This window comes from Rhizobium jaguaris, from assembly GCF_003627755.1.
In the GTDB taxonomy this organism is placed as follows: domain Bacteria; phylum Pseudomonadota; class Alphaproteobacteria; order Rhizobiales; family Rhizobiaceae; genus Rhizobium; species Rhizobium jaguaris.
Genome location: NZ_CP032694.1, coordinates 703,967 through 723,299 on the forward strand (window position 1 = coordinate 703,967; position 19,333 = coordinate 723,299).

Below are 19,333 nucleotides of genomic sequence, written 5' to 3' on the forward strand. Positions count from 1 at the left end.
TTCTCTCATTTGCGAAATGTGATAAACTCTCTTATATCGTCTGTCAAGAATGATGGACGAGTGGTGGCATGGTGCAGGAACCGTTTGTGAAACGCAGGCGCAGCAAGGACGAGGCGGGGACACCGCGCCGAATCCCGAGCCAGCAGCGCGGCCGCGAGCGCGTCGAGCGGATATTATCCGTTGCGATGGAGCTGATCGAAAAGAATGGCAGCGACGCATTGCGAATGGGCGAGATCGTCGAAAAGGCCGGCGTATCCTTCGGTTCGCTCTACCAATACTTCCCCGACAAGACGGCGATCATCCGCGTCCTGGCCGAACGCTTCAACGAACAAGGGCGGCAATGTGTCGGAGACGAGCTGGCGGCGATAGCGAGTGCCGATGAGCTCCAGGCTGCCGTTGGTCGCATTGTCGATGGCTATTATGCGATGTTTCTCGACGAGCCCGTCATGCGCGATATCTGGCATGCGACGCAGGCGGACAAGCTTCTCCAGGAGATCGACGACGAAGATATGGAATGGCACTCCCAGGCTTTTCTCGCAGTGCTGCGCCGTCTGTGGCCGGAGCGCGATTGCGAAGAACTGGCGCGGATCGCACGATTGACCATGCAATTGGTCGCCGCTGCCGTCCGCTATGCGATTTCGATCGAGAAAGAGGAAGGCGACAAGGCGATCGCCCTTTTCAAGGCAATGCTGCCCGCCGATATCGGCGCTGTTGCAGAGAGGCTGTCGACGCCGCAACGAATGAAATAGAAGCGCCGAAAAACGGGCGATACAAATCCCTTCGTCCGGCTGGAAACCCCGGCCACTTGCTGCTATTGCCGCAGGAATGTCCTAAGAGCGAAGGAGGCTCCGCATGACCACCCAAATGACATTTTCCGATCGCGCCGTCATGGCCGAACTGGTGGCGAAGATGCTTTGGGAGATCAAGGCGGTGCATTTCAGCGCCGATAAGCCCTATAAATTCGCCTCCGGCATGGCGAGCCCGGTCTATATCGATTGCCGCAAGCTGATTTCCTACCCGCGCATCCGCTCGACGGTGATGGATTTCGCCGCCAGCATCGTTATGCGTGACGCCGGTTTCGAGCAGTTCGATTGCATCGCCGGCGGCGAGACGGCGGGCATTCCCTTCGCCGCTTTCCTCGCTGAGCGTCTCGATTTGCCGATGATCTACGTCCGCAAGCAGCCGAAGGGCCATGGCCGTAATGCGCAGATCGAGGGCCATATGCCAGATGGCGCCCGCGTGCTGGTCATCGAGGATCTGACGACGGCGGGCGGCAGCATGTTCACCTTCATCGACGCCGTTCGCGCCGCCGGCGGCATCGTCGAGCACGGCATCGCGCTGTTTTACTACGACATCTTCCCGGAAGCGGAAGAACGGTTTGCCAACGGCAAGGTTCGGCTGCACCATATCGCCACCTGGCGCGACGTGCTTGCTGTCGCCAAGGCACAGAAGCTGTTCGACGATAAGACGCTCGGGGAAGTCGAGGCATTCCTCAATGCTCCGCTCGCCTGGTCCGGCCGGAACGGCGGCGTATCGGAACTGGCAACAAAGTAACGCTTTGCTTTTGCCGCAAAAATATCTAATCGATTTATGGAACTAGACCGACAGACGCTCTGCAGGAGGCCGGAATGATATTGTGCTGTGGCGAAGCTTTGATCGACATGCTGCCGCGGGATACGACGCTGGGCGAAAGGGCCTTTGCGCCCTATGCCGGCGGCGCGATCTTCAACACCGCGATCGCACTTGGCCGTCTCGGCGTGCCGACGGGCTTCTTCACCGGCCTTGCCGACGACATGATGGGCGATATCCTGCGTGAGACACTTTCGGCCGCCAAGGTCGATTTCAGCTATTGCGCCATTACGCCTCGCCCGTCGACGCTTGCCTTCGTCAAGCTCGTCAATGGCCAGGCGACCTATGCCTTCTACGATGAAGGCACGGCTGGCCGAATGATCACTGAAGCCGATCTGCCCACACTTGGCGATGATTGCGAGGCGCTGCATTTCGGCGCGATCAGCCTGATTCCAGATCCCTGCGGCGCGACCTACGAAGCGCTGATGAAGCGCGAACACCAGAGCCGCGTTATTTCGCTCGATCCGAACATCCGTCCCGGGTTCATAAAGGACAAGGCAGCTCATATGGCTCGCCTCAATCGGATGGTCTCTATGTCCGACATCCTGAAATTCTCCGATGAGGATCTGGAATGGTTCGGCATTGCCGGAAACCATGACGAACTCGCCGCTCACTGGCTGAACCAGGGCGCCAAGCTGGTCGTCATTACCAAGGGTGCGCAAGGCGCGATCGGTTACACGAAGTCGTTGAAGGTCACGGTCCCGAGCGAACGGGTCACCGTCGTCGACACCGTGGGGGCAGGTGACACGTTTGACGCCGGCATCCTGGCATCGCTGAAAATGAATGATCTGCTGACCAAGGCGCAGGTTGCCGGCCTCGACGAAAAGGCGCTGCGGGATGCACTGGCGCTCGGCGCGAAGGCTGCAGCCGTGACCGTTTCCCGCGCAGGCGCCAACCCGCCTTGGGCGCATGAGATCGGGCTTTAAGAGGTCCTATCCCGCCCCTGGCGGGCGGGAAAGCAATTTCTTAGGGTTAGGCGAGGGCTTGTCCCTCGTCTAATTCTTAGAAATTGCTAGGGCGGGGGTAGGCAGGGGCGTGACCAATTTCCAGCGGATCAGCGCAAGAAACGGCCCCCCCGCTCTCGCAATTTCAATGACTTAGAAATTGCGAGAAGCTTTTGAATATGCAGAGCTTCCCGTATCGCAATTCCTAAACCAGTGAAATTGCTTTCTCGCCCGCCAAGGGCGAGATAACCCTCGGGTTTGCCGCACTTTCGCGCCAAGTCCCATCACCAAAAAGCCCCGCCTGATGCAACAGACGGGGCCATCTTATTTTTGGTCGAAGAGACTTACTTCGCGCGACTTGCCAGCGCAGCCACCAGGCCCTGCGTCGAGGAATCGTGGCCGGCAGCACTTTCCTTGCCTTCGATCACCGGCAGCAGGCCGGTTGCCAGTTCCTTGCCGAGCTCGACGCCCCACTGGTCGAAGGAATTGATGCGGAACAGTACGCCCTCGACGAAGACGCGGTGCTCGTAAAGCGCGATCAGGCGGCCGAGCGCAAAGGGCGTCAGCTTATCGTAGACGAAAGTGATCGACGGACGGTTGCCGGTGAAGACGCGATGCGGTGCGATGAAATCGGCCTTCTTGTCGTCCATGCCCTTGGCAGTGAGCTGAGCCTTGGCTTCTGCGAAGGTGCGGCCCTTCATCAGGGCTTCCGACTGCGCCACGCAGTTGGCCATCAGCAACTGGTGCTGATGACGTAGGTCGGGCTCGAAGGCATTGGCGGCGATCATGAATTCGGCCGGGATGATGCTCGTGCCCTGGTGGATCAATTGGTAGAAGGCATGCTGACCGTTGGTGCCGGGCTCGCCCCAGGCGACCGGGCCGGAATTACCCTCGACCGGCGTGCCGTCGATGGTAACGCCCTTGCCGTTCGATTCCATGTCGAGCTGCTGCAGATAGGCCGGGAAGCGTGACAGGCGCTGGTCGTAGGGCAGAATGGCGCGGGTTGCGTAACCCAGCACGTTGCGATGATAGAAGCCGATGAGGCCGAGCAGCATCGGCAGGTTTTCCTTGAACGGCGCCTTGCGGAAATGATTGTCCATCGCATGCGCGCCGTCGAGGAACTTGCCGAAATTCTCAGGACCGACGGCGATCATCAGCGGCAGGCCGATGGCCGACCAGATCGAGTAGCGGCCGCCGACCCAGTCCCAAAAGCCGAAGACGCGCTCGCTGTCGATGCCGAAGGCGGCGACTTTGTCGAGTGCCGTCGAGACAGCGGCGAAATGATGCCGAACGGCAGCTTCGCCGAGCGCCTTGGCGATGAAGTTGCGCGCCGTCTGGGCGTTGGTCATCGTCTCGATGGTGGTGAAGGTCTTGGACGCGACGATGAACAGCGTCGTTTCCGGCGAGACGAGCTTGAGGATATCGGCGATATGGGCGCCGTCGATGTTGGAGACGAAATGCGCACGCGGGCCGTCATGGAAGGGGGCAAGCGCCAGTGTCGCCATGACCGGGCCGAGGTCGGAGCCGCCGATGCCGATATTGATGACGTCGGTGATCGCCTTGCCGGTCGCGCCTTTCAGCACGCCTGAGCGAATGCCGTCGGCAAACTTGCCCATGGCCGCAAGCACGCCGTTGACATCGGGCATCACATCCTTGCCGTCGACGAGGACGGGCGTGTTGGAACGGTTGCGCAGCGCTGTGTGCAGAACGGCGCGGTTTTCGGTGAAGTTGATGGCTACGCCCGAGAACATCTCGTCGCGCTTGGCGGCGATGCCACCTTCGGTGGCGAGCTTCTCGAGAAGCGCGAAGATCTCGTCGTTCACGGCGGTCTTGGAATAGTCCATCAGCAGATCGTCGAGCGAAGCGCTGAAGCGGGAAAAACGTTTGGAGTCGGCGGCGAAGGCGGCGCGGATATCGGTGGCCTTGGTGGCCGCTGCGGTGCTCTTCAGTTGTTCGACGAGGGCGTTCATGGGGGGCTCCTTGCGGTTCGCGCCACTGGCCGTCTGGCGAGGGCAGGGCACTCTGAGTTGGTCGCGGAAACTATTCGCTTTGTAAGGGGTAAATCAAGTTCGCGCACCGGTAAAAGCGAAAAAAGCCGCTCGCGGTTAAAGGCGAGCGGCTTACCGAATGACATAAAATTATGTCAGCCACGCAATTCCTTTCGCAGGATCTTGCCGACATTCGATTTCGGCAGTTCCGTGCGGAATTCAATGAAGCGCGGCCGCTTGTAATTGGTGAGGTTTGCGGTGCAATGCGCCTTGACCTCCGCCTCGGTCAGCGCCTGGTCTTTCTTGACGATGAAAAGCTTGACGGCCTCGCCGGAATGCACGTCCGGTACGCCGATTGCCGCAGCTTCGAGAATACCCGGATGCGTGGCGGCAACTTCCTCGATCTCATTCGGATAGACGTTGAAGCCGGAGACCAGGATCATGTCCTTCTTGCGGTCGACGATCTTGGTGTAGCCGCGCTCGTTCATGAATCCCATATCGCCGCTTCGGAAGAAGCCGTCCGCAGTCATCACCTTGGCGGTCTCTGCCGGTTGCTTCCAATAGCCGGCCATGACTTGCGGCCCGCGAATGCAGATTTCGCCGACCTCGCCGAGCGGCAGCGAATTGCCATCCTCGTCGCGAATGTCGAAATCGGTCCCCGTGATCGGCAGACCGATCGTGCCGGTGAAGTCCGGACTGTCGAAGCGGTTGGCGCTGGCGACCGGCGAGGTTTCCGAAAGGCCATAGCCCTCAGTGATCCAAGAACCTGTCATCTTCTGCCAGCGTTCGGCGACCGGCCGCTGCACGGCCATGCCACCAGCCAGCGTCCAGGTCCCCGACAGGTCGAGCTTGGCGAATTCCACGTTGTTCATCAGCGCGTTGAACAGCGTGTTGAGGCCGGGAAACAGGTCGAATTTGTATTTGCCAAGCTCTTTGACGAAGGCCGGAATGTCGCGCGGATTGGCGATCAACACGTTATGTCCGCCGAGCGACATGCCCATCAGCGAATTCACCGTCAGCGCGAAAATGTGGTAGAGCGGCAGTGCGCAGACAAAGGTCAGTGTTTCGGGCCGCGTCTTGTTGCTGTAAGCGGCTGATAACCACAGCAACAACTGCAATTGATTGGCAAGCAGGTTGGCATGGGTCAGGATTGCGCCCTTGGCAATGCCGGTCGTGCCGCCGGTATATTGCAGGAAAGCGATGTCGCTGCTGGTAAGATCGGCAGGCTTCAGCGGCAGCCTTGCTCCTTCGTCGAGTACGGCCATGAACCTGCGATGACCGGGAATGGACCAGGCCGGTACCAGCTTCTTCACTTTGCGGACGATGAAATTGACGATATGGCCCTTCAGCCCCAGCATCTCGCCGAGCGAGGTGACGATGACGTGGCGCACATCGGTATGCGCCAGCACCTGCTCGACCGTGTGCGCGAAGTTTTCGAGCACGAAGATCGCCTTGGCACCGCAATCGCGCAACTGGTGTTCAAGTTCGCGGGGGGTGTAAAGCGGGTTGACGTTGACGACGACGAATCCGGCGCGAAGGATGCCGTAAACGGCGATCGGGTTCTGCAGCACATTCGGCATCATGACGGCGACGCGGTCGCCCTTTTTCAGACCGAGACTCTGCAACCAGGCACCGATCTTGCGCGTTTGCGTGTCGAGGTCGCGATAGGTGATCGATTTGCCCATGCTGGTGAAAGCGAGCCGATCCGCATAGCGCGCGCAACTTTCCTCCAGCAGTTCGGCAAGCGATGCGTGCTCCAACGGCGGCAACTCGGCCGGCACGGTGTCCGGGTAGGACGCGAGCCAGATCTTATTGATCGCCGGTCCATCCGAAGGAGCGGAAACTGAATTCATGCGTACTTCCTCCTTGACGCATCATCCCGCTCAGCCTTCGCCGAGCGGCGGCTTTGTAGCGTGGCACTGCTTGTCGGAAAAGTCTCCAGCTTTTCGATAGCACTGCCGCTTTACCCTCACCTAAAGACTTAGAGCAGCAACAAAAAGCTATACTAACTTTGACGTAAACGTCAATAAACCCCGGGCGTTAACCAATTTTTAATAAGTGTGAAAAAAGTGCTGGAACTTTTGCCGAGACAGCGCGTTAATAGGGCCGTGAGGCGAGAACCCACCGGAGCATCGTGCTGCCCCCCGTAAACGCTTAAGGCGGATCGGACGCTCCAAAAGTTTATGTGAAGCGTATCCAAGAGGAGGTGCGCACATGCATAAAGAGAGTGCCGATACGATGAGCCGCGATCTTTATATCAAGGACATGTCGATGCTGGTTGCTTGCGATCGGGTCGAGGGGTCGAAGGTCTTTGGATCCGACGGCAAACAGATCGGTCATATCGAGCGCCTGATGATGGAAAAAAGCGATGGACGTATCGCTTTCATCATCTTGAGCTTCGGCGGCTTTTTCGGCATCGGCCAGGATCACTACCGGCTGCCGTGGGAAAAGCTGCGCTATGACGCCCGCATTGACGGCTACCGTATCAATATGACCAAAAACGACGTCGAAAAGGCTTGTCGTTTCGCCAGCAAGGACGATACCCTCGTCCATAAGGATCATGGCCATAAGAGCCACGACTATTTCGGCGTGCCGCCCTACTGGATGTAGGCACACAAATAGTCATGCCGGACTGCCCCGCCTTCGCGGGGCTTTGGTTCTGCGGCTTTTATTGAAACCGCCCGTTCCTTTGTACCACTTCGATCTTGTAGCCATCGGGATCGGTGACGAAGAAAAATAGGGCGAAAAGTCTTCCATCGCGATTGAGCTCGATGATCTTGCCGGGGTTCAGACCGAGCTCGGTGAAACGCGCGTGCTCGTCCCGAAGTTCGTCGACTGAAACAGCGAGATGGCCATAGCCGTCGCCGAGCGCATAGGGTTCGATTCGACCCTGATTGACGGTCAATTCCAGTTCGAAACCGGTCTCGGCATTGCTGAGATAGATCAGCGTAAAGGTCGGGAAGCCGACGCGGTCGGCGACCGAGAGCCCGAAAGCCTTGCTGTAGAAATCGATCGAGCGCGCCTCATCGAGGACTCGGATCATCGAATGGATCATTTTCGCCATACGCACCTCCCTGGCGCCAAATGTGGGCTACGATGTAAAGCATGAAGCCGAAAAAACTGCGAAGCGATTTTTGGACAAGATCGCGCACGCAAACGGTCAGAGCCATATCGCCCTAGAACGCCGTAGGTTCATTTGAACGCACAAAGATTGTTCTAGTCTTTTGAATCTAGAGTATCTTATCCGCTTGCAGGTGGTACCTGAAGGCGGGATGCTCTGGCCGCGAAATCACTGGGGCTGCAAGCCGATCTTGCGAGTGACGGCGGTTTCGATCAGTTCCATGCCGTCATAGATCAGCACCGCCATGAGGCCGACGATCAAACCGCCTTGCAGGATAAAAGCGGTATTGTCGTTGATCAGGCCGGCGATGATGACTTCGCCGAGCCCCTTCGCCGCGACAGTCGAGCCGATCGTCGCCGTGCCGATGTTGATGACGGTGGCGATCTTCAACCCTTCGATGATCAGCGGCAGAGCGAGCGGCAGTTCGACCTGAAACAGCCGCTGCCAGCCATTCATGCCCATGCCGTCAGCCGCGTCGAGCACGGAGGCCGGAACCTGCTGCAGACCGGCAACGGTATTTTCGAAGATCGGCAGAAGCGCGTAGAGGAAAAGTGCTATCAGCGTCGGCACCGCGCCGAAACCGGTGGTGGAGATGGCGAGCGCGAGCACCGCCACCGGAGGAAAGGTCTGGCCGGCATTGGCGATCGCCCGCGACAGGGGCAGGAAATCGGCGCCGCTCTTGCGGGTGACGAAGATGCCGCCGAGCACGGCGAGAATGCCGCTGGCGGCAATCGAGATGAGGATCAGCTCCATATGGCTGATCGCGAGACCCACCAAACTGTTCTGTGTATAGATCGGCGATGCGCCGAATTTGGTGAGCGGCGCCAGGATCGGCATCAGCCATTCCGGCCGGAACAGCAGCACCAGAAGCAGTGCCAGCGCCAGGAACCGGAAGATGTTGGCGGTCAGAAACTTCATGCTTTGCGGCCCAGCTCGATCAAATGCCGCATGGATATCGAGCCGACCGGCACTTTGCGGTCGTCTTCCACAGCGGCCTCGTCAGCACCCTGCCAGATCATCTCAGCTAGCGCGTCGCGTAGATTGAGGGTTTGCGGCAGGCTGTAGCCGAGGCCCGGTCGCAGCGGCTGCATGCTCTCCTTGAGCGGCAGCAGCGACATCAGCTTTAGCGCCCGGTCGGAAGTGCCCGTCAGTTGCTGCACGAAGGGATCGGCCGGCTCGGTCAGGATCTTCCCAGGTTCGGAGCATTGCAACAGCTTGCCTTCGCTCATGACGGCGATCTTGTCGCCGAGATGGAAGGCTTCATCCATATCGTGGGTGACGAGGACGATGGTCGTGCCGAATTGTTTCTGGATCGCCAGAAGATCGTCCTGCGCCTTGCCGCGGATGACGGGATCAAGCGCGCCGAAAGGCTCATCCATCAACAGCACTTCCGGCTCGGCCGCGAGCGCACGGGCGACGCCGACACGCTGTTGCTGGCCGCCGGAGAGCTGGCTCGGATATTTCGCTGCGAAAGTGCCGGGATCGAGATGGAAGAGATTGAGCAATTCCTCAACGCGCCGGTCAATGCGCGCCTTGTCCCAGCCGAGCAGTTGCGGCACGGTCGCGATGTTCTGCGCCACGGTCCGGTGCGGAAACAGGCCATGGCCTTGAATGGCATAGCCGATGCGGCGGCGAAGCTCGGTGGCCGGCACGCTCATGACATCCTTGCCGCCGACTGAAATCTGGCCGGCCGAGTTCGGCACCAGCCGGTTGATCATGCGCACCAGCGTCGACTTGCCGGAGCCGGAGGTGCCGACGATGACGGTGATCGTGCCCTTTTCCATGCTCATGCTGACATTGTCGACCACGGCGGCATTGCCGTAGCGCTTGGTCACGCCTTTCAGCTCGATCATGGTGGTCATGCGCTTTGTCCTCGGATGCTGTCGATGACCGCATCGAGGATGACGGCCGATGAGAAGGCAAGAAAGACCGTCGGCACGGCGCCGAGCAGCACCAGGTCATTAGCCGTCTGGCCGATGCCCTGAAAGATGAAGAGGCCGAAACCGCCGCCGCCGATCAGCGCCGCCACGGTCACGAGGCCGATCGCCTGCACCAGCACGATGCGGATGCCGGTCAGGATGACCGGGAAGGCGAGTGGCAGGTCGATGCCGGTGAGGATCTGCCGGCGCGTCAGCCCCATGCCGGCGGCGGCATCGCGTACGGAGGGATCGACGCCGGCAAGCCCGACGACGGTATTGGCGACGATCGGCAGCAGCGAATAGATCACCAGCGCCACCAGGGCCGGCGCGGTGCCGATGCCCTGGATGCCGATCGCGGCGGCGAAGGGGACATGAGTGGCAATATAGCCGAGCGGCAGCATCAAAATGCCGAACAGAGCCAGGCTCGGAATGGTCTGCACCAGGCTCAGGCCGCGCAGCACGACGGCGCGAAGTCTCGGCTGCCAATAGCAGAAGATGCCGAGTGGCAAGGCGAGCACGATGGCGATGGCGACCGAGCCGAGCGACAGGAACACATGGCCAAGCGCCTCGTTCCAGAATTTGTCGGCATTGTTGGCGTATTCCTTCATGATCGACAGATTGTCGAGCAGACCGGATTTGAGGATGACGCCGAGTATCGCGGCATAGAGCGCGAGCGAGGCGACCCGAAGCCATGGCGTCAGTTGCAGCTTCACCAGCGCATCCGAGATCACCAGGCCGATGACGGCGAGCAGTACCCAAAAGGAGCCGCCCGGCGTGATGCGCGCTACGGTGCTGCCGGCCGGAGTGGCCGCGGTCGAGACGAGGCCGAGCGTGATGATCAGAAGGGCGATGGCGAGCGTGGCGATGCCGAGGCGGACGAGCTGGTTGCGCAGGAAAAGAGCGGCAAGCGCGGTAGCAACGAGAAGAATAAGCAGCGCCAGTGCGACCGGCTGGGCAAGGAGCTGTGTCAGCAATTGCGGCTTGCCGGCGGCAATGCGGTTTGCCTTGACGATGATGAACGGCATCGACGCCGCCGCCAGGAGGCCACCGGCCACCAGCACCATTCCAAGACGGTCCACCCTGCGGACCGCAAGTGCATCTTCCATCAAGCAAGCTCCGTCAGCGCATGATCCCAAAAAATACGAAGCGGTTTTTGGATAGGATCAAGCCTCATCAAATATGGCTGCGGCTCCACCTTATCAAAGTGGAGCCGCGAGGGGAGTTGGTAAAGTCTTACTTTAGGAAGCCGTTTTCCTTGAGGTAGGATTCGGCAACGGACTTAGCCGGCTCGCCATCGACCTGGATGCGGCCGTTTAGCTTGCGCAGCACGTCGGCGGTCAGGCCCTTGAAGATCGGGGTCAGAACCACTTCGATCTTCGGGTTGGCCTTCAGCACGGCTTCGCGGATGATCGGCGTTGGCGCATAGACTGGCTGCACGCTCTTGTCGTCTTCGAGAACCGTCAGTTCAGCCGCCTCGATGGCGCCGTCCGTGCCGTAGACCATGGCGGTGTTGACGCCGTTGGTCTGGTCGGCCGCAGCCTTGATCGTTGCCGCGGTGTCGCCGCCGGAGAGCACGACTTCCTGGTCGGGCTTGATCTGGAAGCTATAGGTCGTCTGGAAAGCCGGCAGAGCCGCCGGCGAGTTGACGAACTCGGAAGACGCCGCAAGCTTCACGGGGCCGCCGCCGGCAACCCATTTGCCGAAATCGGACATGGTCTTCAGTTTCGCCGGACCGGCAACGTCGTTGCGAACGGCAATCGCCCAGGTGTTGTTGGCAGGCGAGGGCGTCAGCCAGACGATCTTGTTGGCGTCGTAGTCGAGCTTCTTCGCCTGGTCATAGCCTTGCTGCAGGTTCTTCCAAGCCGGATCGTCGGCCTTGTTGAAGAAGAAGCCGGCATTGCCGGTATATTCGGCATAGATGTCGATTTCACCTGCCGTGATCGCCTTGCGCAGAACGGGCGTCGTGCCCAGCGCGATGCGGTCCTGCGCCTTGATGCCGTTGGCATTGAGCGCGGCGAGGATGATATTGCCGAGCAGCGTGCCTTCCGTATCGATCTTCGACGAGACCACGACGTCGGCGGCGCTGGCGCCACTGGCGACGAAAGCCGTGAGCGCGGCGGCGAGTGCGAGCTTCTTGAACATGATGTTTCCCTTTGTACCCCGTTGAACCGTTTGTCTGGCGTATCCGTTCGGTTCAAATCCGGTCCCCGGACACGCCACATATGACTGCGGGCCGAAGAACCCGCATGCGAAGTCCTGTCTGCGTCTGGGAGATAGTGCTCGCCGCCGAAAAATCGATGACACGCCAGTCTCGCCTGCAGTCGCCGCGCAATTATGACGAGAGTGCCCGGCATAAGCGCGAAATTAGATTTCTTTTTTCGGGGGCAAGTGCGTTTGTTTTTGTTCCCCTGACCCGTTTCGCCGCCGTTCCGATCTCTTGCTGACGGCAGGATCATTTAGGTGGCGATCAAACGATAGTCATAGCTTTTCGGGTTTGGGATATCTTTTTTTGAGAACACGTCATATCGTCGCGGTGTCTGAATTGGCGGCATGCAAGAGAGAGGCGTGCGGCAGGCTTGAAAGGACGACTCGGTTTGTATCTCGGGGCATTGTTCATCGCCGATACGGTTTTTTCGATTGGCTCCGTCAGGGAGACCGCGCGCAGGCTGTCTTTCTCGGCCTCGACCGTGTCGAGCGCGCTGCGGCGGCTGGAGACCGAACTGGCAATGAAGCTCGTCGAACGAGCATCCGGAGAACTTGCCACCCTGCTCGCCAGTTCTAAGGTACAGAAGAGCCTGCAGCCGATCCTGTCGGCCATGCGGCAGCTCTCGGCATTGACGAAGGAGCCGCCCGCGCCGGAGAACTATGCGCAATGGGCGGCTCGCCTTCCGTTGAAGATCGCCACCATCGAGCGTTTCCTTGAGGTCGCCGATCAGGGCAGCATCAATCGCGCGGCCCGCCGTCTGCGTCTTGGTCAGCCGCAACTTTCGCTGCAAATTGCCAATCTGGAAGAATTGTTCGGCTGCCGCCTGTTTGAACGTCAGGCGCAGGGCTCTGTGCTGACTGATGCAGGCCGCGACGTCTATGCGATCCTCGCCAGTATCGCCCAGGCATGGGATGAGATGAAGGCGGCGGCGGACGAGCGATTTCAGCGGACGGCGCGCGCCGTGCGCATCGGGTCGATCATCCCGACGGGATCGGAGAGCTGGGTAGCCCGCTCGCTTGCCAGCCTCGTGGCGCGCTGGAACATCAGCGGCAACCGCAACACGCTGTCCCTGATGCTGATGACCGCCGACGATCTGCGTGAGGCGCTGAGGTCCGGCCGCATCGATGTCGCCATTGTCGATTCCGTCTTCGGCCTCGACGCTTTCGAGCATATGGAACTGGTGGCGACCGACATGGTGGCGATCGCACCGCCTGACAGCACGGAGCAGACCCTGACGGCATTGGTCGAAAACCATCCGCTCTGCGTGCCGAGCCCGCGCACCGGCATCGGCAATGCCGCCATGGCTTTCGGTTTTGACAGCGGCGACCGCCGCCGGTTTCGCGGCCGCGACATCACCTCGGCCGACTCGCTGCCCGTCATCGTCGATCTTGTCGCCAATCACGGCTATGTTTCATTTCTCGGCCGCGTCAGTGCCGCACCGATCGCCGACAAGGTCCGGATCGTCAACCCGGACCACGTGCTGCCGCTGTCCTATCACCTCGCCCACAACGGCCGTCGAGCTTCGATCGACGCCTGCCGGCTGATCCAGGAGGCGGTGCGGGAGCTGGTGGGCAGGCCGAAAGTCGATAGCGTCCAGCCATCCGGAACCATGCCTTCCCCTTGAGCGTTATCTTAATGTCCCTGTTTGTGCGGGGACAGTGCCACCCGGGCCGGCGCAGGTGTCGCCGGTCTTGCGGGTGCGTTCAAGGAGAAGAGAAATGAGGATCATCTCAACAGCGTTAGTGGCGCTGGGTATCCTCGCTTTGCCAGTGACCAATGCTGAGGCTTACCATTACTATCACTATCACCATTGGCACCACCACTACGGCGGCCCCAGCGTGGTGATCTCGCCTGGCTTCGGCGTCTATGTCGGGCCAAGCTACGGCTATCGTCACTACTACTATCGCGATTATTATCGTGACCGCTATTGGGGCAGCCCGTATTATGGGTCGTATTATGGGTATGGGCACTACCGTTATTGGCATCGCCCTTATTGGAGCGACCGCTATTACAGCCCGTGGTACTGAGCGGGTGGTCAGCCCGCGCCGGCAGGCAGGATAAGATGAAGAACGGCGCCAGAAGGCGCCGTGGGCATAGTTGTTCGGCTTCCGCGAGGTGAGATCAGGCCGGGTTCAGCACATGCACGGCATGCGCCGCCATCAGGTCCTTCACCTTCTCCCCACAGGCCGCCATATGCGCCGAGGCGGCATGTGCCTTGAGCGCGGCCATGCTTTCCCATTTTTCGACCACCACGAATGTATCGGGACCGAACGCGGGATTGGCGCCCTCGACATCCACCACGGCGGTATATTCGATGCAGCCGTCTTCGGCGTGCACAGCCGGGACATTCGCCTGAAAGGCTTCGAGCACGGCGGCACGCTTGCCCGGCAGCGCGGTAAGGATAGCGAGAACGTGGATCATGATGTTTCCTTTGAATGGATGGGATGATGCTGAGGCAAGGGGTCGGATTGCGCAGATTGCGCGCGGTTGCGACGAATATCACAAATAGACGGCGATCGAACGCTTGACTTCACCTCGGTGCAGCCGGGGCGCAATCAAAGTGATTACATGACAATCGCCAAATACTAGTGCTTCCTTATATTCATAAAAAAGACGGGAGGATGCCGATGTCAGCTGAATGGCCAATGTTCATATTGCAGTCGATCGTGGTTTTTGGCTTGGTGGGAGCCCTGTTCATCAGGGCATAGCAATCATCGCCAAGTCCCTTGCCGCTTGAACCGCATTTCCCGGTTTCGAAAACAGCAGCCCGACCGGTCAGACGGTCGAGCTGCTGTACGATCCGATCAGGGGTCAAATCCAACCAGATCATAAATCACTAAGTTGAACTTATTATAAGTCAACTACTATTTTTGGCTTTCCTATCATCCAAACCGTGCACACCTCATACCAAGACCACGCCCGGTCAATCGTGCCCACGCCCACGATATGTCGTTGGAACGCCAGCCGCTTCATGGCATTGCGCGAGAGTTTCCAGCCATGCTGCCAGTCCATCCGGCACTTCGGCATTCCCCGCTTCCATCGCCTCCACCCACGACAAATCGCATTGCAGGGCGCTTGCCAAATTGATCGGCGTCCAACGGATATGCAAAAGGCATTCAGAAAAGCGTTCTGGGGTCATGATATTCTCCGCGATAGCATTCAAGGTGTCAGCGAGTGGTGCGAAGTCAGAGAAGCTTGCCTATGCTCGATCGCATCGGTCGCGACGCGAGGCATTAGCATAAAAAAGCTCAAGAACTTCTAACGGTATAACTATCTTATTTTTATGGGAGAAAAATGGTGCCGCTTACGTGAGGCATTTCCTGAAATCTAAGGCGTTGAATACAAACGACCCCTACAGGAGGGTAGTGAGCCACGATGTCTCACTTTCGCGTTCCAGTTTCCTATACGAGTAATAGGCGTGGAGCAACATACCAGCAAACGCACCTCTAAATGCTAGCTGCAAGGCGGCGTTGTTGCGGCGCTCAGATAGAAATAAAGTGCGAATTTGACCCTAGATACTGAAAATTTGAATTGCAACGTGAATTAGCCCCCGAAAGGCCCGGACATGCTCCACCACTTAGCTAAGTGGGTAGGAGTAATGTTGGTAATATGACTAGCAGCAATTTTAAGATGGAAGTCCTCGCCGGGCCGGAACGTCGGCGGCGCTGGAGCACGGCAGAGAAGCTGGCAATCATCCACGAGACCTATGAGGCGGACGCGACGGTGAGCATCGTCGCGCGTCGGCATGGCATCCAGCCGAACCAGTTGTTCGCCTGGCGCAAGCTGGCGTCCCAAGGGGCACTGACGGCGACGGCCGCCGAAGAGGAAGTCGTTCCGGCTTCCGAATACCGAGCGCTTCAGGCCCAGGTGAAGGAGTTGCAACGCCTGTTGGGCAAGAAGACGATGGAGAGCGAAATCCTGAAGGAAGCCCTCGAAATCGCCGGTGGCCCAAAAAAACATCTGTTGCGCTCGCTCTCTCTTCCGAGGGGGATTTTGGAATGAAGACCGTCTGCGAAACTCTAGGTGTCGCCCGCTCGAATATCGCCGCGCGTGCCGCAGGCTCCCCTTCCAAAGCCAGAGGACGCCCGCCACTACCTGATCGCGAGCTGGTGGAGGACATCAAGGCCGTCATCGCCGATACGCCTACCTACGGCTATCGGCGTGTCCATGCCATCCTGCGTCGGAATGCCCGGAAACTGGGGCGTTCATGGCCGAATGCCAAGCGCGTCTACCGGGTGATGAAGCTGCACAATCTGCTACTGGTGCGTCATACCGGAGCGGTCGATGATCGCCTTCATGACGGCCGGGTCGCCGTCGAGCGTTCAAACATCAGATGGTGCTCCGACGGCTTCGAGATCGGCTGCGACAACAAAGAGAAGGTCCGCGTCGCCTTCGCCCTCGACTGCTGCGACCGCGAGGCAATTGCCCATGTCGCCACCACCGAAGGCATCAAGAGCGAAGACGTGCAGGACCTCGTGATCACCGCTGTCGAGAACCGCTTCGGCCGCATCAACATGCTATCCGAGCCCATCGAATGGCTCACCGACAACGGCTCCTGCTTCATCGCTAGGGACACGGCATCCTTGCTCCGCGAGATCGGCATGGAACCTTGCACGACACCGGTGCGAAGCCCGCAATCGAACGGCATGGCCGAGGCGTTCGTCAAAACCTTCAAGCGCGACTACGTCTCGGTCAATCCAACCCCGGATGCTGAAACCGTCATCGCTCAACTGCCGTTCTGGTTCGAGCATTACAACAATCTTCACCCGCACAGTGCTTTAGGATATCAATCGCCGCGCGAGTTCATCAACTCGCAATCTCAAACCTGAGCATGTCCGGTCTTTTGGGGGCAACTCCACAACGCAATGAGCATTGTACAAATTTAAGATGCAAAAAAGGTCGACCTCTAATGCTCTCTTCAATAAAATTTAAATTTGGTTCTGCCGCAAATCAGCCCGCCCTCGAGATTGCTACGCCCCCTTCCGTGACTATTTTCGTGGGGCCGAATAACTCCGGAAAAAGCCAATCACTGCGCGAAATAAGGAATTTTTTCGCCAGCGGACAAAACGTAGGCGGACTTGTGGTTGAAGATGTTGAGTTCTTGCCATTTACGGAAGAGCAGGCATTGTACGAACTTCAACAAATGAGAGTTGAGCCGACATTTGGTGAAACCGTTTTTCCTGACCACCAGTGGATCAAGGTCCCTCAAGGTCGCATGCAGATCCACAAGCCACAGTTCATTAACGCGCTACGGGCACCAAACAACCCACAGATGGGACTGCGGCAGATGTTCGCAACCTATGCTAATGCGTTTCTACTAGCGTTAGATGGTCCGTCCAGAATTCAATTGGTTAACCCCCAAGCTCGCGGCGATCTAAAAAATCCGGAAACCGCATTTGCAAGATTGCTCGTCGACGATGAAAGACGCTCTGCATTGCGCAAACTGGTCTACGATGCGACGGGTCTGCAATTTGTGTTGGACGCGTCGGTGGGCGATCAACTCAATGTTCGGTTCGGGTCGTCTCCCCCGCCAAATGAGCGTTCTCTTGAGGAGGTCACTCTTGCTTACATGCAGGCCGCGAAGGGCATTGAAAATGTTAGTGACGGCGTAAAGGCGTTTGCGGGCATCTTATTGCAGCTTCACGTAGGCCAGCCGAAGGTCATCACTGTCGATGAGCCTGAGGCCTTCCTTCATCCAAGCTTAGCGTTCACCCTTGGAAAGGAACTTGCAAAAGGTGCCGTTGATGAGCGGAAACACATATACGCCTCCACTCACAGTGCACAGTTTCTGATGGGGGCAATTTCTTCTGGCGCGGAAGTGAATATCATCCGTCTCACATATCAAAACGGTGCTGGGACCGCACGGTTGTTGCCGAGCGCGGATTTAAAAACTTTAATGCAAGACCCGTTGCTAAGGTCGGTAGGCGTGTTGGAAGGTCTGTTCTTCGATTGCGTTCTGGTGGGTGAGGCAAATGCTGACCGGGCCTTCTATCAAGAGATAAATGAACGATTACTCGCGCAAGGTGATGCACGCGGAGCGCCACGTACCTTGTTCCTAAACGCAGACAACAAACAGACCATACCTAGAATTGTCGCTCCATTAAGGAAGCTTGGTATTCCGACTGCCGGTGTCGTGGATATAGACGTGTTGAAGGACGGAGGCTCTGAATGGACGAAGCACCTCAATGCTATCGGCATGCCGGTCGGTGAACTTAACGCATATGCAAATAGACGTACCGCAACTCTGAAGGCTCTTCAGGACACGCAGAAAGACTACAAAAAGGAGGGCGGTATTATCTTGCTTACAAACGGCGACCTAGAAATGGCGCAAAACCTATTGGCTGATCTGGCGCGCTATGGCCTTTTCGTTGTCGCGCGTGGCGAGGTTGAGAACTGGTTGACCGATCTGGACGTTGAGCGTTCAAAGCAGAAATGGCTTCGCAATATATTTGAGAAAATGGGCAGCGATCCAAACTCTGAAGGATACGTAAAGCCCACAGCCGGCGACGTTTGGGATTTTATCGGGGACATATCTTCGTGGATGAAAAACAAAGACCGTAGAGGAATTCCGGTTTAGTGGGGCGGATGTCTAAGCACCTTATGGCTTTTTGGCAGTGCCAATGGGCGTGAAACAGTTTCACCCGATCGAAAGGCCGAAGAGCCAATCGAGATGGCGCTACAAAAGACCGTGTGGTTGCTCGCGCGACGGATTTCAATTCTTTCGCAAGGGCGCAAGGCGCAAGCCGACGGATATCCGAGCATTAAGCACAGAGTAACACGCGAGCGATGTTGTCAGACCGTACTCAACGAGCGAGGTTGTACAACCACTACGACTGACGCAGCCGTGATCGTCAGATCGTAGCAGAGTTTGCTCGACTGAGCGTATGAACGCCCAGCCATATGCACCAGTCATCCGAGGCCCTGTCGGTAGTAAGCACTACGACATGCTGCGGTTGGCAAAGCCGGAAAAGCCTCTATACGGCAAATTTACGCGTTGGCTATTGAAGCGCGGCTGTGCATAATTCTGCTGAGCGGCGGAAAGAGGATTACATGCCATTTTTTCAAGGCGTACACGTTACAAACTATCGTGGGCTAGCAAGTCTAGAAATCCCCGAATTTCGCGATGTAAATGTGATTGGCGGTTTCAATGGCGTTGGTAAATCAACGTTATTAGAAGCACTATTCATGTTGGTGGATCAAAATAATCCGACCGTTCTGCTTCGGCCCTTTATGTGGCGGAACTTGCCCGTTTCGATTGACGAGGGGACGCGCATGATATGGACGCACGGTAACGTCGGTGAGGTCGCGTCAGTAAGCGCTATTACTTCGATAGGAAAATGCGTGCTGTCGTTTAAGGTCGAGCCACAGCCGCTTTTTCCAGTGTTAGGCAATATGTTCCCTCAAAGCCCAACTACGCTCGCTGGCGTGGGTGTTACGATGACGTGCACGCTTGATGGCCAAACCCGATCCATAGTGCATTTGAAGGGACTAAGCGCTCAAGAGATGCAGGCGTGGCCTGAGCCTCA

17 protein-coding genes are annotated in these 19,333 nt (G+C 58.1%); 8 read left to right on the forward strand and 9 right to left on the reverse strand.

Going from position 1 to position 19,333, the window contains the following annotated elements; all coding sequences use genetic code 11:
• Nucleotides 1-68: 68 nt before the first annotated feature.
• From CCGE525_RS03480 to CCGE525_RS03490, 3 genes are all read left to right on the forward strand, one after another.
• A complete protein-coding gene (locus CCGE525_RS03480; RefSeq protein ID WP_120703067.1) occupies nt 69-749 on the forward strand; it encodes a TetR/AcrR family transcriptional regulator in 681 nt (226 codons plus the stop codon).
• 103 nt (nt 750-852) lie between these two features.
• Complete coding sequence (locus CCGE525_RS03485; RefSeq protein ID WP_120703068.1) at nt 853-1,554, forward strand: orotate phosphoribosyltransferase; 702 nt, start codon at nt 853-855, stop codon at nt 1,552-1,554.
• A 74-nt stretch (nt 1,555-1,628) separates the two neighbouring features.
• Complete coding sequence (locus tag CCGE525_RS03490) at nt 1,629-2,555, forward strand: carbohydrate kinase family protein (RefSeq protein ID WP_120703069.1); 927 nt, start codon at nt 1,629-1,631, stop codon at nt 2,553-2,555.
• A gap of 362 nt (nt 2,556-2,917) precedes the next feature.
• Here CCGE525_RS03490 and pgi read toward each other — a convergent pair whose 3' ends face one another.
• The gene (gene pgi, locus CCGE525_RS03495; protein WP_120703070.1) at nt 2,918-4,543 is read right to left on the reverse strand and encodes a glucose-6-phosphate isomerase; all 1,626 of its coding nucleotides are present in this window, start codon (nt 4,541-4,543) and stop codon (nt 2,918-2,920) included.
• A 173-nt stretch (nt 4,544-4,716) separates the two neighbouring features.
• Complete coding sequence (locus tag CCGE525_RS03500) at nt 4,717-6,414, reverse strand: long-chain-fatty-acid--CoA ligase (protein ID WP_120703071.1); 1,698 nt, start codon at nt 6,412-6,414, stop codon at nt 4,717-4,719.
• 361 nt (nt 6,415-6,775) lie between these two features.
• Between CCGE525_RS03500 and CCGE525_RS03505 the strand changes: the two genes are divergently transcribed.
• On the forward strand, nt 6,776-7,171 hold the full coding sequence (locus CCGE525_RS03505; RefSeq protein WP_120703072.1) for a PRC-barrel domain-containing protein: 396 nt from the start codon (nt 6,776-6,778) through the stop codon (nt 7,169-7,171).
• A gap of 58 nt (nt 7,172-7,229) precedes the next feature.
• Here the strand turns inward: CCGE525_RS03505 and CCGE525_RS03510 are convergent, their stop codons facing one another.
• The 5 genes from CCGE525_RS03510 to osmF all read right to left on the reverse strand — a co-directional run bounded on the left by CCGE525_RS03510 (nt 7,230) and on the right by osmF (nt 11,743).
• Nucleotides 7,230-7,625 (reverse strand): VOC family protein, encoded by a 396-nt coding sequence (locus CCGE525_RS03510; RefSeq protein ID WP_120703073.1) that lies wholly within the window; start codon nt 7,623-7,625, stop codon nt 7,230-7,232.
• Between the two features lie 225 nt (nt 7,626-7,850).
• Complete coding sequence (locus CCGE525_RS03515) at nt 7,851-8,600, reverse strand: ABC transporter permease (RefSeq protein ID WP_120703074.1); 750 nt, start codon at nt 8,598-8,600, stop codon at nt 7,851-7,853.
• The gene (locus CCGE525_RS03520) at nt 8,597-9,544 is read right to left on the reverse strand and encodes an ABC transporter ATP-binding protein (protein ID WP_120703075.1); all 948 of its coding nucleotides are present in this window, start codon (nt 9,542-9,544) and stop codon (nt 8,597-8,599) included. Before CCGE525_RS03520 ends, CCGE525_RS03515 begins: the two co-directional genes overlap by 4 nt.
• Entirely contained in the window at nt 9,541-10,707 is a 1,167-nt protein-coding gene (locus CCGE525_RS03525) for an ABC transporter permease (protein WP_120703076.1), read from the reverse strand. Before CCGE525_RS03525 ends, CCGE525_RS03520 begins: the two co-directional genes overlap by 4 nt.
• Before the next feature lie 127 nt (nt 10,708-10,834).
• A complete protein-coding gene (osmF, locus tag CCGE525_RS03530) occupies nt 10,835-11,743 on the reverse strand; it encodes a glycine betaine ABC transporter substrate-binding protein OsmF (protein WP_120703077.1) in 909 nt (302 codons plus the stop codon).
• Nucleotides 11,744-12,195: 452 nt separating this feature from the next.
• Here osmF and CCGE525_RS03535 point away from each other — a divergent pair, with 452 nt between their 5' ends.
• Entirely contained in the window at nt 12,196-13,431 is a 1,236-nt protein-coding gene (locus CCGE525_RS03535) for a LysR family transcriptional regulator (protein ID WP_120703078.1), read from the forward strand.
• Between the two features lie 139 nt (nt 13,432-13,570).
• A complete protein-coding gene (locus CCGE525_RS38205) occupies nt 13,571-13,834 on the forward strand; it encodes a hypothetical protein (RefSeq protein WP_162950119.1) in 264 nt (87 codons plus the stop codon).
• A 94-nt stretch (nt 13,835-13,928) separates the two neighbouring features.
• Here the strand turns inward: CCGE525_RS38205 and CCGE525_RS03540 are convergent, their stop codons facing one another.
• Nucleotides 13,929-14,228, reverse strand: a complete 300-nt coding sequence (locus CCGE525_RS03540; protein WP_120703079.1) for a putative quinol monooxygenase — start codon at nt 14,226-14,228, stop codon at nt 13,929-13,931.
• A gap of 502 nt (nt 14,229-14,730) precedes the next feature.
• Complete coding sequence (locus CCGE525_RS03550) at nt 14,731-14,946, reverse strand: hypothetical protein (RefSeq protein WP_120703080.1); 216 nt, start codon at nt 14,944-14,946, stop codon at nt 14,731-14,733.
• A gap of 470 nt (nt 14,947-15,416) precedes the next feature.
• Here CCGE525_RS03550 and CCGE525_RS03555 point away from each other — a divergent pair.
• Together CCGE525_RS03555 and CCGE525_RS03560 are read left to right on the forward strand one after the other, a co-directional pair.
• Nucleotides 15,417-16,636 (forward strand): IS3 family transposase gene (locus tag CCGE525_RS03555; RefSeq protein WP_120703081.1). Its coding sequence is split into 2 segments (ribosomal slippage): nt 15,417-15,753 and nt 15,753-16,636, totalling 1,221 coding nucleotides; the frame shifts between segments, so codons are not numbered across the junction.
• Between the two features lie 80 nt (nt 16,637-16,716).
• Complete coding sequence (locus tag CCGE525_RS03560; protein ID WP_162950120.1) at nt 16,717-18,384, forward strand: ATP-dependent nuclease; 1,668 nt, start codon at nt 16,717-16,719, stop codon at nt 18,382-18,384.
• Nucleotides 18,385-19,333: the final 949 nt, after the last annotated feature.

Excerpts from the sequence above, each read along its gene's own strand:
- CCGE525_RS03525 (WP_120703076.1), bottom strand. The coding sequence starts at position 10,707 with ATGGAAGATGCACTTGCGGTCCGCAGGGTGGACCGTCTTGGAATGGTG.
- CCGE525_RS03485 (WP_120703068.1), top strand. The coding sequence starts at position 853 with ATGACCACCCAAATGACATTTTCCGATCGCGCCGTCATGGCCGAACTG.
- CCGE525_RS03500 (WP_120703071.1), bottom strand. The coding sequence starts at position 6,414 with ATGAATTCAGTTTCCGCTCCTTCGGATGGACCGGCGATCAATAAGATC.
- CCGE525_RS03560 (WP_162950120.1), top strand. The coding sequence starts at position 16,717 with ATGCTCTCTTCAATAAAATTTAAATTTGGTTCTGCCGCAAATCAGCCC.
- CCGE525_RS03510 (WP_120703073.1), bottom strand. The coding sequence starts at position 7,625 with ATGGCGAAAATGATCCATTCGATGATCCGAGTCCTCGATGAGGCGCGC.
- osmF (WP_120703077.1), bottom strand. The coding sequence starts at position 11,743 with ATGTTCAAGAAGCTCGCACTCGCCGCCGCGCTCACGGCTTTCGTCGCC.
- pgi (WP_120703070.1), bottom strand. The coding sequence starts at position 4,543 with ATGAACGCCCTCGTCGAACAACTGAAGAGCACCGCAGCGGCCACCAAG.
- CCGE525_RS03540 (WP_120703079.1), bottom strand. The coding sequence starts at position 14,228 with ATGATCCACGTTCTCGCTATCCTTACCGCGCTGCCGGGCAAGCGTGCC.
- CCGE525_RS03550 (WP_120703080.1), bottom strand. The coding sequence starts at position 14,946 with ATGACCCCAGAACGCTTTTCTGAATGCCTTTTGCATATCCGTTGGACG.
- CCGE525_RS03480 (WP_120703067.1), top strand. The coding sequence starts at position 69 with ATGGTGCAGGAACCGTTTGTGAAACGCAGGCGCAGCAAGGACGAGGCG.
- CCGE525_RS03520 (WP_120703075.1), bottom strand. The coding sequence starts at position 9,544 with ATGACCACCATGATCGAGCTGAAAGGCGTGACCAAGCGCTACGGCAAT.
- CCGE525_RS03505 (WP_120703072.1), top strand. The coding sequence starts at position 6,776 with ATGCATAAAGAGAGTGCCGATACGATGAGCCGCGATCTTTATATCAAG.
- CCGE525_RS03490 (WP_120703069.1), top strand. The coding sequence starts at position 1,629 with ATGATATTGTGCTGTGGCGAAGCTTTGATCGACATGCTGCCGCGGGAT.
- CCGE525_RS03515 (WP_120703074.1), bottom strand. The coding sequence starts at position 8,600 with ATGAAGTTTCTGACCGCCAACATCTTCCGGTTCCTGGCGCTGGCACTG.